The organism is Achromobacter sp. KK8 (assembly GCF_054188005.1).
This window is the reverse complement of the sequence record NZ_CM135178.1, coordinates 2,879,714-2,896,847: the sequence shown is the minus strand read 5'-3', so window position 1 is coordinate 2,896,847 and position 17,134 is coordinate 2,879,714. Positions and strand designations below refer to the sequence as shown.

Below are 17,134 nucleotides of genomic sequence, written 5' to 3'. Positions count from 1 at the left end.
CAGACCCCGAGCCGTGCTGCATCGCCGGGCCCATCCCCCCGTTGCGCACGTTCTTGTTGGATTCTGCGCCAGGCGCGCGGCGATTGTATAGAGCGGCGGCCGCCAGGCGCCCGCCCCTGGTCCCGGACGACCGCCTTGCGGACGGAACGACGTCGATCCTTCAGGGCAACCGGCAGGGCGCCGAGAAATCCACCGCCTCCAGCACCGCTTCACGCAATCTGGCGACCAGCGGCCGGGCGTCGTCGCGCCGGTACTGGAATGAATACGGCAGCGCCGCCGGCGCCGGCTCGCAGTGCAGCACGCACAGGCTGCCTTCCGCCTGCAAGGCCTGCGCCCAGTGGCTGGGCAGCAGGCCGACGCCGGTGCCCTCGATCAGCAGGCCGGCAATGGCGCCCCAGTTGTTGCAGCACAGGCGCTCGCCGGCCACGTCGCGCCCGGCCAGCCAGTCGTCGATGATGCGGGTGGTGCCGGCGCCCGGCGGCAAGGTCACCAGCGGCAGCTGCGCCAGCAATGCCGGCGACATGCGGGTGTCGCCCTCGAGCACGGCGGGCGCGGCGACCCAGGCGAACGCGGCTTCGCCGATCGGCGCGGAAGCGATGTTGGGCCGCGAGGAACGCCCGGCGATGACGGCGAAGTCCAGTTCGCCGTCGGCGACCCGCTGCTCCAGCACCTGGCCGATGTCCACGTAGGGTTCCAGCACCAGTTCGGGATAGGCGGCGCGCACCACGCCGATCAGGCGCGGCAGCCAGGTGAGCGCGGTCAGTTCGCCCACGCCGAAACGGCAGCGGCCGCGCAGGACCGGGGTTTCCGCCAGGGAGGCGCGAATCTGGTCGGCCGCGGCCAGCAATTCGCGCGCCTGCGGCAGCAGCCGCTGGCCGGCGTCGGTCAGCACGGCCTTGTGGCCGCTGCGGTCGAACAGCGGCCGCCCCAATGCGTCCTCGAGTTCGGCGATGCGCTTGGACAGCGACGACACCGACAGGTGCAGGCGCTCGGCCGCCACGGCGAAACTGGCGCAGGTGGCGGCCCAGTAGAAGGCTTCGAGTTGCTTGAGGGTCATGGCCGGATTGTAGGGGCACGGCCTGGCGTGGCGGCGGCCGGCGCGGCATCGGGACGCGGGCTAACGGGTCAGCCGCGTCCAGGGGGTCAAGCGGCCTGCGGCGTCCGCAGTTGCGGCGACAGCCGCAGGGTGTCGATGGCGGCGCGGAGCATGCGCTCGACGCGCGGCCAGATATCGCCCTTGAGGCGATCGGACCAGCAGATAGTGCCGAACACGCCCTCGATCAGGGAGTGCAGGTAGACATTGGACAGGCGCACGTCCAGCGCGCGCGGCAGGTCTTCGCGGCTGACCGCGACACGCAGCAGTTTTTCGGAGGTGCGCAGGGCGTGGCGTTCCCACAGGTCGCGCCGGCGCAGGAGCGGCGCGTTCTCGTCGCTGCGCTCGCATTTCAGGTACAGGATTTCAAGCACGCGCTGCACCGAGCCTTCCTCGGCGTAGATCTGCACGTACTGGCGCATCGAGGCATACAGCGATTCCAGCGCCTCGCCGTCGGTCGAGACCCGGGTCAGCGACACGGCTTCGCCCAGGGCCCGGTCGCACATGGCGATGCAGACGTCGATCTTGTTCTTGTAATGGCCGTAGACGGCGCCCCGGGAAACGCCCGCGAAATCGGCGATATCGCTCATGGTGGTACTGGCCACCCCCTTGGACAGGAACACGTGCTCGGCGGCGTCCAGGATGCGGTCGCGGGTGCGTTGGGATTCTTCTTTCGTCTTGCGGGCCATACAAAGATCTCCTTGTAAATGAACGGGTTGCGGGGAAAAACGGATCGACGTGAAAACGGCGGCCCCGTTTGCGGAGGCCGCCGTCTGCGCACTGTAAAGATGTATGCAGCCGTCAGCATACTTTTGAACAAAACAATTAATCAAGCATGACGGATTAAATGATAGACTGCGGACCCCACAGGGAAAACCCGCGCACTTTCCCTTCCTCGCCCGCCATGGGCAACCCACAATAACTTCTAAAAATGTCGCACCGAGTCCCTCTCAGAACGCTCGCACTCGTATCCGTACTGCTTCTTGTTTCCGCCTGCTCCAAGAAGGAAGCCCCCGAAGCCGCCAAGGCGCCCGCCGAAATCGGCGTCATCGTGGCCAAGGCCACGCCCACCTCGGTGGCCAGCGAACTGCCCGGCCGGCTGGAGCCCTATCGCGAGGCCGAAGTGCGCGCCCGCGTGGCCGGCATCGTCACCCGCCGCCTGTATGAAGAAGGCCAGGAAGTGGCGCGCGGCGCCCCGCTGTTCCAGATCGATCCGGCGCCGCTGCAGGCGGCCTACGATTCCGAGGCGGCCGCGCTGGCGCGCGCCCAGGCCAACCTGTCCGCCGCCGCCGACAAGCTGCGCCGCTACGCCGACCTGGTGTCGGACCGCGCCATCAGCGAACGCGACCACGCCGAGAGCGTGGCCGAGGAACGCCAGGCGCGCGCCGAAGTGGCGTTGGCCAAGGCCAACCTGCAGAGCGCCAGGCTGCGGCTGGAATACGCCCGCGTCACCTCGCCGATCAACGGCCGCGCGCGCCGCGCGCTGGTCACCGAGGGCGCGCTGGTGGGCGAAGGCCAGGCCACGCCGCTGACCGTGGTGCAGCAGCTCGACCCGATCTACGTCAACTTCTCGCAGCCCGCGGCCGAGGTCATGCAGTTGCAGAAGCAGATCCGCGCCGGCGCGCTGGAGGGCGTTGCGCCCGACAAGATGCGGGTGCGCCTGCTGCTGCCCGACGGCTCCGAATACGGCCAGGGCGGCACGCTGTCGTTCGCCGACCTGGCGGTGGACCCGGGCACCGACAACGTGACCATGCGCGCGCTGTTCGACAACCCGGACCGCGTGCTGCTGCCCGGCATGTACGTGCGCGTGCGGCTGGAGCAGGCCGTCAACCGCGACACCTACCTGGTGCCGCGCGACGCCCTGCTGCGCAATGCCGACGGCGCGCACCTGCTGGTGGCGGGCGACGACGGCGAGCTGCGCAGCGTGGCGGTGGCCGCGCACCGCCTGCTGGGGCCGAACTGGGTCATCACAGAGGGGCTCGAGGGCGGCGAACGCGTGGTCGTGGAAAACGCCGCGCAACTGGCCCCTGGCCAGAAAATCAAACCGGTCGAGCGGGCCGCGCCAAGCGCGCCCATGGCGACCGCGGGAAATAACGAAAAAAGGTAAACCGCCATGGCGCGTTTCTTTATCGATCGCCCCGTCTTCGCGTGGGTGATCTCGCTGCTGATCGCGCTGGTCGGCCTGTTGTCGATCCGCGCGCTGCCGGTGGCGCAGTATCCGGACATCGCTCCGCCGGTCGTCAACATCGGCGCCAGCTATCCCGGCGCCTCGGCCAAGGTGGTCGAGGAGGCTGTCACCGCCATCATCGAACGCGAGATGAATGGCGCCCCGGGGCTGATGTACACCTCGTCCAGCAGCGACTCGACCGGCTGGGCCAGCATCAACCTGACCTTCAAGCAGGGCACCAACCCCGACATCGCGGCGGTGGAAGTGCAGAACCGCCTGAAAGCAGTCGAACCGCGCCTGCCGGAATCCGTGCGGCGCGACGGCGTGCGCGTGGAGAAGGCCGCCGACAACATCCAGCTGGTGGTGTCGCTGAAGTCGGATGGCAGCCTGGACGACATGCAGCTGGGCGAACTGGCCGCATCCAATGTGCTGCAGGCGCTGCGCCGGGTCGAAGGCGTGGGCAAGGTGCAATCGTTCGGCGCGGAAGCGGCCATGCGCATCTGGCCGGACCCGGCCAAGCTCACCGCCCTGTCGCTGACGCCGGGCGACATCGTCTCGGCCCTGCGCAGCCACAACGCGCGCGTCACCATCGGCGAACTGGGCAACCAGGCCGTGCCGCAGGACGCGCCGCTGAACGCCAGCATCGTGGCGGGGGAATCGCTGCACACGCCGGAACAATTCGCCAACATTCCGCTGCGGGCGCAACCGGACGGCGCCACGCTGCGCCTGAAGGACGTGGCGCGGGTGGAACTGGGCGGCACCGACTACATGTACCTGTCGCGCGTCAACGGCATGACGGGCACCGGCCTGGGCATCAAGCTGGCGCCGGGCTCGAACGCGGTCGAGACCACCCGCCGCATCCGCGAAACCATGCACGAACTGGCGCAGTACTTCCCGCCGGGCGTGAGCTGGGACATCCCGTACGAGACCTCCACCTTCGTCGAGATCTCGATCCAGAAGGTGCTGATGACGCTGCTGGAGGCGGTGGCCCTGGTGTTCTGCGTGATGTACCTGTTCATGCAGAACCTGCGCGCCACGCTGATCCCGACGCTGGTGGTGCCGGTGGCGCTGCTGGGCACCCTGGGGGTGATGCTGGGGCTGGGCTATTCGATCAACGTGCTGACGATGTTCGGCATGGTGCTGGCCATCGGCATCCTGGTGGACGACGCCATCGTGGTGGTCGAGAACGTCGAGCGCATCATGGCCGAGGAAGGCCTGTCGCCGCATGACGCCACGGTCAAGGCCATGGGCCAGATCAGCGGCGCCATCGTCGGCATCACGGTGGTGCTGGTGTCGGTGTTCGTGCCGATGGCGTTCTTCGACGGCGCGGTCGGCAACATCTATCGCCAGTTCGCCGTGACGCTGGCGGTGTCGATCGCCTTCTCGGCCTTCCTGGCGCTGTCGCTGACGCCAGCGCTGTGCGCCAGCCTGTTGAAACCGATCCCGGCCGGCCACCACGAGAAGCGCGGCTTCTTCGGCTGGTTCAATCGCGCCTTCGCGCGCCTGACCACGCGCTATACGGCGCGCGTGGCCGGCGTGCTGGCGCGGCCGGTGCGCTTCGGGCTGGCCTACGCGCTGGTGATCGGCGTGGCGGCGCTGCTGTTCGCGCGGCTGCCGTCGTCGTTCCTGCCCGACGAGGACCAGGGCAGCTTCATGGCCATGGTGATCCTGCCGCAGGGCTCGCCGCAGGCCGAGACCATGGCCGTGGTCAAGGACGTCGAGCGCTACATGATGGAGCATGAGCCGGTGCAGTACGTGTATTCGGTCAACGGCTTCAGCCAGTACGGCAGCGGCCCGAACTCGGCCATGTTCTTCGTCACGCTCAAGGACTGGAAGGAGCGGCGCGATGCCTCGCTGCACGTCGATGCGGTGGTCAAGCGCATCAACGAGGCCTTTGCCGACCGCAAGAACCTGATGGTGTTCGCGCTCAACTCGCCGCCGCTGCCGGACCTGGGCTCGACCTCGGGTTTCGACTTCCGGCTGCAGGACCGCGGCGGCCTGGGCTACGAGGCCTTGACGCAGGCGCGGCAGAAACTGCTGGCGGCGGCGGCCGAGCATCCGGCGCTGACGGACGTGGTGTTCGCCGGCCAGGAAGAGGCGCCGCAGCTGCAGTTGCGCATCGACCGCGACAAGGCGCAGGCCATGGGCGTGCCGATCGACGAGATCAACACCGCGCTGGCGGTGATGTATGGCTCGGACTACATCGGCGACTTCATGCTCAACGGCCAGGTGCGGCGCGTGACCGTGCAGGCCGACGGCAAGCGCCGCGTGGACGTGGACGACATCTCGCGCCTGCACGTGCGCAACCTGCAGGGCCAGATGGTGCCGCTATCGGCGTTCGCCACGCTGAAGTGGTCGATGGGGCCGCCGCAGTTGAACCGCTACAACGGCTTCCCGTCGTTCACGATCAACGGCTCGGCGGCGCCGGGCCACAGCAGCGGCGAGGCCATGCGCGCCATGGAAACGCTGGCGGCCGAGCTGCCGCGCGGCATCGGCTTTGATTGGTCGGGCCAGTCGTACGAAGAGCGGCTGTCCGGCAACCAGGCGCCGGTGCTGTTCGCGCTGTCGGTGCTGATCGTGTTCCTGGCGCTGGCGGCCCTGTACGAAAGCTGGTCGATTCCGCTGGCGGTGATCCTGGTGGTGCCGCTGGGCGTGATCGGCGCGCTGCTGGGGGTGACCGTGCGCGGCATGCCCAACGACATCTACTTCAAGGTCGGCCTGATCGCCACCATCGGCCTGTCGGCCAAGAACGCGATCCTGATCGTGGAAGTGGCCAAGGACCTGGTGCGCGATGGCCAGGGCATCCTGTCCGCCACGCTGGAAGCGGCGCGGCTGCGGCTGCGGCCGATCGTGATGACCTCGCTGGCCTTCGGCGTGGGCGTGCTGCCGCTGGCGCTGGCCAGCGGCGCCGCCTCGGGCGCGCAGGCCGCCATCGGCACCGGCGTGCTGGGCGGGATCATCACCGCGACCGTGCTGGCGGTGTTCCTGGTGCCGCTGTTCTTTCTTATCGTGGGGCGCATGGTCGGCATGCGCGCCCGTCCCGCGCGCCCCACGGGCCGCGAACCGCTGGAGACGACGCCATGAAGCCCGTGGCAATGACCCTGCTGGCGCTGGCGCTGTCCGGCTGCTCGCTGGCGCCGACCTATGAGCGCCCCGCGGCGCCCGTGCCGGCGCAGTACGACACGCCGGCGCAGGCCGGCCAGGCCACCGCGCCGCAGGACTGGCGCGCCTATTTCAATGACCCCGCGCTCCAGGCCTGGATCGCGGCCGCGCTGGCCAACAACCGCGACCTGCGGGTCGCGGCGCTGCGCATCGAAGAGGCGCGCGCGTTGTATGGCGTGCAGCAGTCCGAACGCCTGCCGGCCATCGACGCCAGCGGCGAATTCAGCCGCGGCCGCTTTACCGAGCCGGGCCAGTCCGGCACCGCGGTGTCCAGCCGTTATCGCGCGGCCGTCGGCATCACCGCCTTCGAGCTGGATTTCTTCGGCCGGGTGCGGAGCCTGTCGGACGCCGCGCTGGCGCGCTACCTTGCGAGTGAAGAAGCGCATCGCGCCGCGACGCTGGCGCTGGTGGCGGAAACGGCCACGGCCTACTTCAACCAGCGCTCGCTGGCCGAGCAACTGCGCCTGACCGACAGCACGCTGGCGCTGCGCGAGGCCTCGCTCAAGCTGACCCAGCGCCGCTACGACGCCGGGCTGGAAACCGCCATCGGCCTGCGCACCGCGCAGATGCTGGTGGAAAGCTCGCGCGCCACGCGCGCCGAGCTGACCCGCGAAGCCAGCCTGGCGCGGCACGCGCTGGGCCTGCTGGCGGGCGATTTCGCGCTGCCGCTCGGCGTCGATCCGGCGCCGCTGGAAAGCCAGAGCCTGACGCCGCTGGCGGCGGGCCTGCCGTCCGAGCTGCTGACGCGCCGTCCCGACCTGCGCCAGGCGGAACAGGCGCTGCTGGCAGCCAACGCCGATATCGGCGCGGCGCGCGCGGCGTTCTTCCCCTCGGTGCAGCTGACCACGGACATCGGCACCACCGCCGACCGCTTCTCGGACCTGTTCAGCGGCGGCACCGGCGGCTGGAGCTTCGCGCCGCGCCTGACGCTGCCGATTTTCAACGCCGGCCGCAACCGCGCCAACCTGTCGCTGGCCGAGACCCGCAAGCACATCGCCGTGGCGCAGTACGAGGGCAGCATCCAGGCGGCGTTCCGCGACGTGGCCGACGCCCTGTCGGCGCGCGACGCGCTGCGCGACCAGATCGAGGCCCAGCGCAAGGTGCGCGACGCCGACCGCGAACGCCAGCGGCTGGCCGAGAGACGCTACACGCGCGGCGTGGCGAACTACCTGGAGATGCTGGAGGCCCAGCGCAGCCTGTTCGAATCGGAACAGGAATACATCCGGCTGCAGCAGCGCCGGCTGGTCAATGCGGTGGACCTTTACAAGGCGCTGGGCGGCTGGGACGACGGCAAGGCGCCGGCCTCGTGATGCCTGCCGTCAGGGGCGCGGGCTGATGCGGTAGGCGCAGCGGCGCGCGCCCAGCAGGATGTGCTCTTCGCGCTCGACGCGCACGTCCTCGCCCAGCACCTGGCGGAACAATTCCAGTTCGCTGCGGCAAAAGCCCATACAGGCCTGGGCGGCGGCGCAGATGGGACAGTGGTTTTCGATGAACAGGAAATCATCGCCATCACGGCGGGTTTCGGCCATGTAGCCTTCCGCCGAGCGCACCCGCATCAGGCTGTCGACGCGCTGCGCCAGGTCGCGCGCGCCTTGCAGCGCCTGGCGGTAATTGGCCAGCATGGCGGCCTCGCGCACCGAGATCAGCTTGTCGACGCCCTCGTCGCCGAACACCTGGCGCACGGCGTTGATCATCTGCACCGTCATGTCGGCGTGCGTGTCGGGAAAACGGCGGTGGCCGGCGTCGGTCAGGAACCAGATCTGCGTTGGCCGGCCGCGCCCGGCGCTGCGGCTTTCCGAATCCACCAGGCCGTCCGCGTGCAGGCGCGCCATCTGCTGGCGCACCGCTTCCGCCGTGACGTCGAGCGCCTTCGCGATGACCGCGACCGACTGCGGGCCGCGTGTCTTGAGCGTCATGAGCACGCGGTCCGCAGGCTGGTGCGGCTGCCAGGAGAGGGGGTGGGACAGGTTGTCGTCGGACATGGAAGATCGGAAAGGCGCCAAGCCCCTATGGTGCCACGGATTGCGCCTCCCAGCCGCCGCCCAGCGCCTTGTAGAGGGCGACCAGGCTGGTATAGGAAGCCGTTTCGGCCACCGCCACCGCGTCCTGCGCCCGCAGCTGCGTGCGCTGCGCGTCCAGCACCGTCAGGTACGGCGCGCTGCCTTCGCGATAGCGCAGGCGCGCCAGTTCCGCGGCGCGGCCGCTATGGGCGGCCGCCTGCGCCAGGTTGCCAAGCCGCTGCTGGGTCTGGCCGTACTGCGTCAGCGCCCCCTCCAATTCCTCGACCGCCTGCAGCACGGTCTGTTCGTAACGCGCCACTTCGCCCTGCGAACGGGCCTGGGCGGCGCGCTTGCGGGCCAGCGCCGTCGGCAGGTGGAAAGCCGGCCAGTTCACGCCGGGCGCCACGCTGAAGGCGCGGCTGGACGCGCTGCCGAAATCGGCGCCGCGCAGGGCCACGAAACCAAGGAAACCGCCCAGGTCGATGCGTGGGTACAGCTCGGCGGTGGCCACGCCCACGTCGGCGTTGGCGGCCGCCATGTTGCGCTCGGCCGCCAGCACGTCGGGGCGGCGCGCCAGCAAGGCGCCGACGTCGCCGATGGGCAGGCGCGCCGCCAGCGGCGCTTGCGGCGTGGCCGCGTCCAGTTCGCCCAGTTCCGCCGGACGCAGGCCGGCCAGCACCGCCAGCCGGTACAGCGCCAGGCGCCGGGCGGTTTCCTGCAACGGCACGCTGGCCTGCACCGTTTCCAGTTCGGCGCGGGCGCTGGCCAGGTCGCCCTCGTCGCCGCGGCCGGCCGACACCATGGCCTGGATCACGCGCAGGCTGTCGCGCTGGCTCTCAAGATTGGCGCGCGCCACCGCCAGGCGTTGCTCCGCGCCGCGCAATTCGAAGTAGTTGCGCGCCACTTCGGCCGCCACCACGATGCGGGCCTGCGCCAGGTCGGCGAACTGGGCCTCGCTGCGCGCCGCGGCGCCCTCGGCCGCGCGCCGCAGGCGGCCGAACAGGTCGATCTCCCAGGTGGCGTCAAAGCCCGCGCGGTAGCTCTTGGCGAGATTGCGCTCGCCCGTCACGCCGGGGTTGGCTTGCGACAGGCTGCGCTCGAAGCGGCCGCCGAGCGTCACCGTGGGGAACTGGTCGAGTTCCTTTTCGTCCAGCACCGCGCGCGATTCGGCCAGGCGGGCCTGGGCAATGCGGATGTCGTGATTGCGTTGCAGCGCCAGGGTGATCAGGCGGTCCAGTTGCGGGTCCTGCAGCTGCTTCCACCAATCCTGCTGCACCCGGTCGGTGGAGAACAGCGCCTGCTCGGGACTGGCCAGCGCCACCGACGCGGCCTGGGGTTTCTGGTAGTCGGGACCGACGGCGCAGCCGGCGGTGGCCAGCGCGGCCAGCAGCGCCAGGGTGCCGCGACGCAGGCGTATGGACAGGTCGGGATGTTTCATGATCGGTTCCTCAATGCGATTCGGCCGGGCGCGACGTTGCCGCCGGCAGTCCGTCCTCGGCCTGCGCCCGGGCCAATTCACGGGCGCGGGGCGTGTCGTTGGCGGCGCGGTGGTCGCGCGCCAGCACGGTGTAGACGGTGGGCAGCACGAACAGCGTGAAGAGCGTGCCGACCAGCATGCCGACCACGATCACCAGCCCCAGGCTGTAGCGGCTGTGGGCGCCGGCGCCGCTGGCGAACAGCAACGGGATCAGGCCCACCACCATGGCGGCGGTGGTCATCAGGATCGGGCGCAGGCGGATGCGGGCGGCGTGCTCCATGGCGCTGCGCCGGTCCAGGCCGTGGCTGACCTGCATCTCGTTGGCGAATTCCACCATCAGGATGCCGTGCTTGCTGATGAGACCGATCAATGTCACCAGCCCGATCTGCGTGTAGATGTTGATGGTCGCCATGCCCAGCGCGAGCGGGATCAGCGCCCCGCAGATCGACAGCGGCACGCTCACCAGGATGATGAACGGATCGCGCAGGCTTTCGTACTGCGCCGCCAGCACCAGGTAGATGACGATGATGGCGAAGATGAAGGTGATCATCAGCGCCGAGCCCTCCTGGCTGAACTGGCGCGCATCCGACTGCCAGTCGTAGCTGAAGCCGGCCGGCAGTTCCTGCGCCTGGCGCGTCAGGAACTGCACCGCGTCGCCCATGGTCACGCCGGGCATCGGGATGGCCTGGAAGGTGGCGGCGTTGAGCTGGTTGAACTGGGTCAGCTTGTTGGGCTCCACGCCCATCGACACCGAGACGATGTTCGACAGCGGCACCTGCGCGCCGCTGGCGCTCTTGACGTAGTACCGCGCCAGCGATTCGGGCGAGATGCGCTGCTCGCGCAGGCTTTGCGGGATCACGTCGTACGAGCGGCCGTCCATGCCGAAACGGTTGACGTAGTTCTCGCCCACCAGCACCGCCAGCGTGTCGCCCACCGCCTTCATGGTGACGCCCAGGCTGTTGGCCTTGGCGCGATCCACCTTCAATTGCACCACCGGGTTGTTGTAGTCCAGGTCGCTGTCGACCACCATGAACAGGCCGCTGGCGCGGGCCGCCTGCTTCAGGTTTTCCATGGCCTCGTACACCACCGGATAGTCTGCCGCGCTCATGATGACCATCTGCACCGGCAGGCCGCCGGTCGAACCCGGCAGCGGCGGCAACTGGAAGGCGAAGATATTGCTGCCCTCGATCTGGTTGACCATAGACTGCATGTCGGCCTGGATCTGGTCGGCCGAGCGCTTGCGCTGCTGCCAGTCGACGAAGTCGACGCCGCCGATGCTGTTGGACACGCCGTCCGAGCCATTGATGAGCCAGCGGCCCTTCTGCTCGGGCAGCGTCGCCATCACGTCGTCCCACTTCTTGCCGAACTTCTCGACGTAGTCGATGTTGGCGTGCTGCGGCGACTTGATCGCGGTGAGCACGGTGGACTGGTCCTCGACCGGCGCCAATTCGCGCTGGGCGGCGTTGTACAGGAACGGCAGGCTGGCCATCACCGCCACCGCCACCAGGCCGGTGACCCAGCGGTGGTGCAGCGACACGTCCAGCAGCCGGCCGTAGGCCTGGCCCAGGCGATTGAAGAAGTGTTCGGCGCGGCGCGCCATCCAGCCCTCGGATACGTGGCTATTGAGCAGGAACGAGCTCATCACCGGCGACAGCGTCAGCGCGATCACGCCCGACACCACCACCGCCCCCGCCAGCGTGAAGGCGAATTCCTTGAACAGCGAACCGGTCAGGCCGCCCATCAGGCCGATCGGCGCGTACACCGCCGCCAGCGTGATGGTCATGGCGATGACCGGGCCGGCCACCTCGCGCGCGCCGATCAGCGCCGCGCGCACTGGCGACTTGCCTTCTTCGATATGGCGGTGCACGTTCTCGACCACCACGATGGCGTCGTCCACCACCAGGCCGATGGCCAGCACCATGGCCAGCAGCGTCAGCAGGTTCACGCTGAAGCCGAACAGCGCCATGATGGCCGCGCCCCCCAGCATCGACAGCGGGATGGTGACCACCGGGATCAGCACCGCGCGCAGCGAGCCCAGGCACAGGAAGATCACCGCCACCACGATGACGATGGCTTCCATCAGCGTGTGCACCACGCCGTCGATCGAGGCGCTGATGAAGCGCGCCAGCTCGAACGGCACCTGCACGCTGGTGCCCGGCGGCAGGTTCTGCTTGATGTTGGGCAGCAGTTCGTTCAGGCGCTTGACGATCACCAGCGGGTTGCCGACCGGCGTGGCGTTCAGGCCGAAGTACACGGCCGGCTCGCCGTCCATCAGGCCGCTGGAATCGGTCGAGGCCGCGCCCAGCTCCACGGTCGCCACGTCGCCCAGGCGCACGATGGCGTCGCCCTCGCGCTTGACCACCATGTCGCGGAATTCGGCCACGTTGACCAGGTCGGTGTTGACCTTGATGTTGGACACCACGTACAGGCCCTTGGCCTGGCCGGGCGCTGCCTGCACGTTGTTCTGGCGCAGGGCCTCGGCCAGTTCGCCGGCCGAGATGCCGCGCGCGGCCAGCCGGTCGGGATCGAGCCAGACCCGCATCGCCAGCTTCTGGCCGCCGTACAGTTCCACGCTGGCCACGCCGTCGATCGACGACAGTTGCGGCTGCACCACGCGCGACAGGTAGTCGGTCAGCGCCGGCAGCGACATGGTCGAGCTGGAAAACCCCACGTAGGCCACGGCCGTCGCCTCGCCGGCGGACTTGACCAGCACCGGGTCGTAGGCGTCCTGCGGCAGGCGGTATTTGACTTCGTTGACCTTGGCCATGACCTCGGTCATGGCCTTGTTGGAATCGGCGTTGAGCTTCATGCGCACCGTGATCACGCTGCGGCCCTGGGTCGAGGACGACGACAGGTAGTCGATGCCTTCGACGGTGGCGACCGATTGCGCGATGGGCTGGGTGACGAAGCCCTGCATCAGGTCGGGCGAGGCGCCCGGGTACTGCGTGGTGATGGTGATGGTGGTGCTTTCGGTCAGCGGGTACTGGCGGATCGGCAGGCCGCTCAGGGCGCGCAGCCCCATCAGCAGCAACAGCGTGCTGACCACCAGCGCCAGCACCGGCCGGCGCACGAACAGATCGGTGAACTTCATGATCGGCTCCGCGGGCTCAACGGGCTTGCGCCACGGATTGCGGCGCGGCGTCCAGCGCCACGGTGTCCTGGGCGCTGATTTCCACGGGCGCGCCGTTGTGCAGGCGCAACTGGCCCGAGGTCACCACCCGGTCCCCGGGTTTCACGCCCTTGGTCACCACCACCCGCCCGCGCACGCGCTCGGCGGTCTGCACGTAGGCCTGGGTCACTGTCGGCGGAGCCGACGTGTCGCCCGCCTTGGGCGGCGTCACCACATAGACCGAGTCGCCATAGGCGCTGTAGCTGATGGCGGTTTCCGGCACGGTGAGCACGCCGGGCCGCGCCGGCAGCATCACCTGTCCGTGGGCGAACATGCCGGCCGCCAGCGCGCCGTCGGCATTGGCCAGCGTGGCCTGCACCCGGACCGTGCGCGAGCCGGGATCCACCTGAGGCTCGATCGTGGTGACGGTGCCTTCGAATACCCGTCCGGCATGGGCATCCACGGTGATGCTGACCGGCTGGCCCATGCGCAGCGCGCCCAGCGCCTGTTCCGGCAAGGTGATGTTGGCGTAGACGCTGGCCGCGTCGGTCAGCGACACCAGCGGATCGCCGGCGCGCGCGAACTGGCCCAGGTGGACCCGGCGCACGCCGAGCACGCCGTCGAACGGGGCCTTGACGCGCTTTTGTTCGATCAGGGCCTGGATCCGCTTGATCTCGCCGGCGGCCTGGTCGTAGTCCGCCTGGGCCTGGTCCAGCTGTTCGCGGGTGGCGGCCTGCTGCGGCACCAGGCGGCGGGTGCGCTCCAGCAACGCCCGGGCATTCCTGGCCTGGGCTTGCAGGCGCGCCAGTTCGCCCTGCTCGGGCGCGTCGTTCAATTGCACCAGCAGTTGGCCGGCGCGCACCCGCTCACCGGGGGTGAACAGGATCTGCGCCACCCGGCCGTCGACTTCGGCCGGCACCAGCACCTGGCGCGTCGCCTCGAGCGAGGCGATGCCGGACAGCGCCACCGGGAAATCCGCCTGCAGCACCGGGGCCACCGCGACCTTGGCCGGCGCCATGGCCCAGCCGCCCTTGTGCTGCGCCCCGCCGAATTTCCAATACAGCCCGCCGCCCGCGGCCACCGCCAGGACCAGCACCCCTGCCGTCCATGCGCCAGATTTCGCCTTCATGATTCTCTCACTATTTATCAAAGGAATGGCTTGGATAATCCCTGAAAAATCAGACGAAGTCAAAAAACCTAAAGTAATGTTGAGGATTGAGGAATCCTATCGGCGAAAAAAGGCGCAAAAAAACCGCCGGCAACGGCCGGCGGTCTGCGGGAAAAGGACGGGCGCCGGGCGCGGGCCGGCGCGGAGATGGCTTCTAGGTACGAACCATGTGCAGGTAGTGGCGATGGCGCTCGTACTGGTCGAGGATGTCGCCGATGACGGCGTCGCGGCTCCAGCCCATGATGTCGTAGTCCTGTCCGCCCTCGCGCAGGTGGACCTCGGCGCGGAAGTACTTGCGTTCCTCCTCGTCGGCGGCCTCCTCGGGCGTCAGGCTGGGCCGCACGAAGGCCTGCGGCTGCACCGAATAGAAGAAGTCCAGGTGCTCGCCGTGGTTCACTTCCAGCACCGCGCCGCCCTCGACGTCGCCTTCCTTGACCGCGACCGCGTAGCCCTGCTTGCGCAGTTCGTCGGCCACGTCCTCCAGCGCCGGCGTCACCACGTCCGCGATGAAGCGCAGCACGTGGGCGCGACGCGGCATCATGACCATGTTGCGCAGCCGCCGCTCCCAGGACTGGCCGCCGCGCGCCGGGCGCGACAGTGTCAACGACTGGTAGCGGATGCCGCGCTTGGTGGCGTCGAGCTTGAGCGCCTTGAACAGCCCCCACAGCGACAGCAGCAGGATGACCGAGAACGGCAGCGCGCTGGCGATGGTGGCCGTCTGCAGCGCCGTCAGGCCGTCGGCCAGCAGCAGCGCGATGGCCACCGCGCCCATCGATAGCGACCAGAAGATGCGCTGCCACACCGGCGTGCGGTCGGCGCCGCCCGAGGCCAGCAGGTCCACCACCAGCGCGCCGGAGTCGGCCGAGGTGACGAAGAACACCGCCACCATTGCGATCGCGAAGATCGATATCACCCCGCTCCAGGGCAGCAGCTCGAAGAATGCGAACAGCGCCAGGGAGTTGTCGTCCTTGACGGTGTCGGCGAAACCCTTGATGCCGTCGACGAGGATGAAGTGGATGGCGGTGTCGCCGAACACCGTCATCCAGAACAGCGTGAACCCGGCCGGCACCAGCAGCACGCCGCTGACGAATTCGCGGATGGTGCGGCCGCGCGAGATGCGGGCGATGAACAGCCCCACGAACGGCGACCAGGCGATCCACCAGCCCCAGTAGAACAGGGTCCAGCCGCCGATCCAGTCGGTCGGCTCATACGCATACAGGTTGAAGGTCTTGTTGACGATGTCCGACAGGTAGGCGCCGGTGTTCTGCACGAAGGTCTGCAGCAGGAACACGGTGGGGCCGGCCACCAGCACGAACAACAGCAGGATCACCGCCAGCACCATGTTGGCTTCGGACAGGATGCGGATGCCCTTGTCCAGGCCGCTGGCCACCGACAGCGTGGCCAGCCCGCAGGTGATGACGATCAGGACGATCTGCGGCATCACGCCGACCGGGATGCCGAACAGGTGGTTCAGGCCGCTGTTCATCTGCGCCACGCCCAGCCCCAGCGAGGTGGCCACGCCCAGCACCGTGCCGATGATGGCGAAGATGTCGACGGCATGGCCGATGGGGCCGTGGATGCGGTTGCCGATCAGCGGATACAACGCCGACCGCAGGGTCAGCGGCAGGCCGTGGCGGAAGCTGAAGAACGCCAGCGTCAGCGCCACCACGGCGTAGATGGCCCAGGCGTGCAGGCCCCAGTGGAAGAAGGTGATCTTCATGGATTCGCGCGCGGCGGCCGCGGTGGCGCCCTCGCCCACCGGCGGCGACATGAAGTGCATGACCGGCTCGGCCACGCCGAAGAACATCAGGCCGATGCCCATGCCGGCCGAGAACAGCATGGCGAACCAGGTGAAGTTGCGATAGTCGGGCTCGCTGTGGTCGGGCCCCAGCTTGATGTCGCCATAGCGGCTGATGGCCAGGAACGCCACCGAAAGCAGGATAATGGCGACCACCAGGATGTAGAACCAACTGGCGTTGCCCAGGATCCAGGCCTGGATCGATTCGAACAGGTTCTGCGCGGTCCTGGGCGCCATGATGGCAAAGCCCACCAGCAGCAGCGTGAATACCGCCGCTGTGTAGAAGACCGGGCGGTTGATGGTGGATGGTCGGGTTTCTGAAGACATGCTGCCGCTCCTTTCGCCCGAGGGATGCCTGAGGCTGCGGCGCTGGCCCCCTCAGTCCAGCCGGCGCGCCGTTGTAATTACTATCACGCGAACGAGCACCGTGACAATGCCCGCGATGCCGCGGTCGCCGCGGCCATGGCCCGATTGCCCGGCAGTGTGGCGCTCGCGGGCGGCCGCGCTAGCCGCTGTCGCGCTCGCCGAACACCACGCGGCGGAAGAATCCCGCCAGCACCGATTCGGTCGTCTCGGCGCTGACGTTCTGCGGATCGAAGGCGAAGCTGAACTGCATGCCGTCGGACAGCGCCAAGAGGCCGATGGCCAGTTCGCGCGCGGGCAGCGGCAGCGGCGTGCCGACGCGCTCGGAAAACTGGCGGATGTACTCGGTGGTGGCGTCGCGCAGTTCGCCCATGCAGGCGATGAAGCCGATGCGGAACTCCGGGTCGCGCGCCGCCTGCAGCTTGGCTTCCATCCACAACAGGAAGCACTCGTTGTCGCGGAAATGGTTGCTGTAGTAGTGCAGCACGCTGTCCTCCATCTGCTGGCGGGTTTCCCCGGCCTCGAAGATGGCGCGCATGTCGCTCATGACGTTTTCGTGGTCGCGCTTGAGCAGCTGCAGGAACAGTTCGGACTTGCTGGCGAAATTGGAATAGAAAGCGCCGCGGGTATAGCCGGCCAGTTCGGCGATGTCCTCGACGCTGGCGGCGACGAAACCCTTGGTCAGGAAGATCGATTGCGCGGCATCGAGCAGGCGCTGGCGCGTCTGGTCACGGCTTTGCTCTCGGGTAAGGCGGACTTTTGACATGCGCAGATTCTATCATCTGGAACGATTTCAG

General features: G+C 68.6%; 11 protein-coding genes. 3 read left to right on the top strand and 8 right to left on the bottom strand.

The features are described from left to right. Positions 1 to 160: 160 nt before the first annotated feature. Positions 161 to 1,057 (bottom strand): LysR family transcriptional regulator, encoded by an 897-nt coding sequence (locus ACVN9Z_RS13405; RefSeq protein WP_054484607.1) that lies wholly within the window; start codon positions 1,055 to 1,057, stop codon positions 161 to 163. Positions 1,058 to 1,143: 86 nt separating this feature from the next. Continuing rightward, positions 1,144 to 1,782, bottom strand: a complete 639-nt coding sequence (gene axyZ / locus ACVN9Z_RS13400; RefSeq protein WP_053498261.1) for a multidrug efflux transcriptional repressor AxyZ — start codon at positions 1,780 to 1,782, stop codon at positions 1,144 to 1,146. A gap of 242 nt (positions 1,783 to 2,024) precedes the next feature. Between axyZ and ACVN9Z_RS13395 the strand changes: the two genes are divergently transcribed. From ACVN9Z_RS13395 to oprZ, 3 genes are read left to right on the top strand one after another with little or no spacing between them, the layout of a single operon-like run. Continuing rightward, a complete protein-coding gene (locus ACVN9Z_RS13395; protein WP_458213463.1) occupies positions 2,025 to 3,200 on the top strand; it encodes a MexX/AxyX family multidrug efflux RND transporter periplasmic adaptor subunit in 1,176 nt (391 codons plus the stop codon). 6 nt (positions 3,201 to 3,206) lie between these two features. Then, complete coding sequence (gene axyY, locus ACVN9Z_RS13390) at positions 3,207 to 6,344, top strand: multidrug efflux RND transporter permease subunit AxyY (RefSeq protein WP_006389197.1); 3,138 nt, start codon at positions 3,207 to 3,209, stop codon at positions 6,342 to 6,344. Next, complete coding sequence (gene oprZ, locus ACVN9Z_RS13385) at positions 6,341 to 7,732, top strand: multidrug efflux RND transporter outer membrane subunit OprZ (RefSeq protein ID WP_020924756.1); 1,392 nt, start codon at positions 6,341 to 6,343, stop codon at positions 7,730 to 7,732. The genes axyY and oprZ overlap by 4 nt, the downstream gene beginning before the upstream one ends. A 9-nt stretch (positions 7,733 to 7,741) precedes the next feature. Here the strand turns inward: oprZ and ACVN9Z_RS13380 are convergent, their stop codons facing one another. The 6 genes from ACVN9Z_RS13380 to ACVN9Z_RS13355 all read right to left on the bottom strand — a co-directional run bounded on the left by ACVN9Z_RS13380 (position 7,742) and on the right by ACVN9Z_RS13355 (position 17,103). Continuing rightward, entirely contained in the window at positions 7,742 to 8,404 is a 663-nt protein-coding gene (locus ACVN9Z_RS13380) for a helix-turn-helix transcriptional regulator (RefSeq protein WP_026382616.1), read from the bottom strand. A gap of 25 nt (positions 8,405 to 8,429) precedes the next feature. Continuing rightward, positions 8,430 to 9,860, bottom strand: coding sequence for an efflux transporter outer membrane subunit (locus ACVN9Z_RS13375; RefSeq protein ID WP_458213462.1), 1,431 nt, complete (start codon positions 9,858 to 9,860; stop codon positions 8,430 to 8,432). A gap of 10 nt (positions 9,861 to 9,870) precedes the next feature. Continuing rightward, complete coding sequence (locus ACVN9Z_RS13370) at positions 9,871 to 12,990, bottom strand: MexW/MexI family multidrug efflux RND transporter permease subunit (protein ID WP_006389192.1); 3,120 nt, start codon at positions 12,988 to 12,990, stop codon at positions 9,871 to 9,873. A gap of 16 nt (positions 12,991 to 13,006) precedes the next feature. Further along, entirely contained in the window at positions 13,007 to 14,137 is a 1,131-nt protein-coding gene (locus tag ACVN9Z_RS13365) for an efflux RND transporter periplasmic adaptor subunit (RefSeq protein WP_049054705.1), read from the bottom strand. Between the two features lie 193 nt (positions 14,138 to 14,330). After that, positions 14,331 to 16,301 carry a BCCT family transporter gene (locus ACVN9Z_RS13360; protein ID WP_006389190.1) on the bottom strand — a complete coding sequence of 657 codons (1,971 nt, stop codon included), beginning with the start codon at positions 16,299 to 16,301 and terminating at the stop codon, positions 14,331 to 14,333. Positions 16,302 to 16,479: 178 nt separating this feature from the next. After that, positions 16,480 to 17,103 carry a TetR/AcrR family transcriptional regulator gene (locus ACVN9Z_RS13355; RefSeq protein ID WP_020924762.1) on the bottom strand — a complete coding sequence of 208 codons (624 nt, stop codon included), beginning with the start codon at positions 17,101 to 17,103 and terminating at the stop codon, positions 16,480 to 16,482. Positions 17,104 to 17,134: the final 31 nt, after the last annotated feature.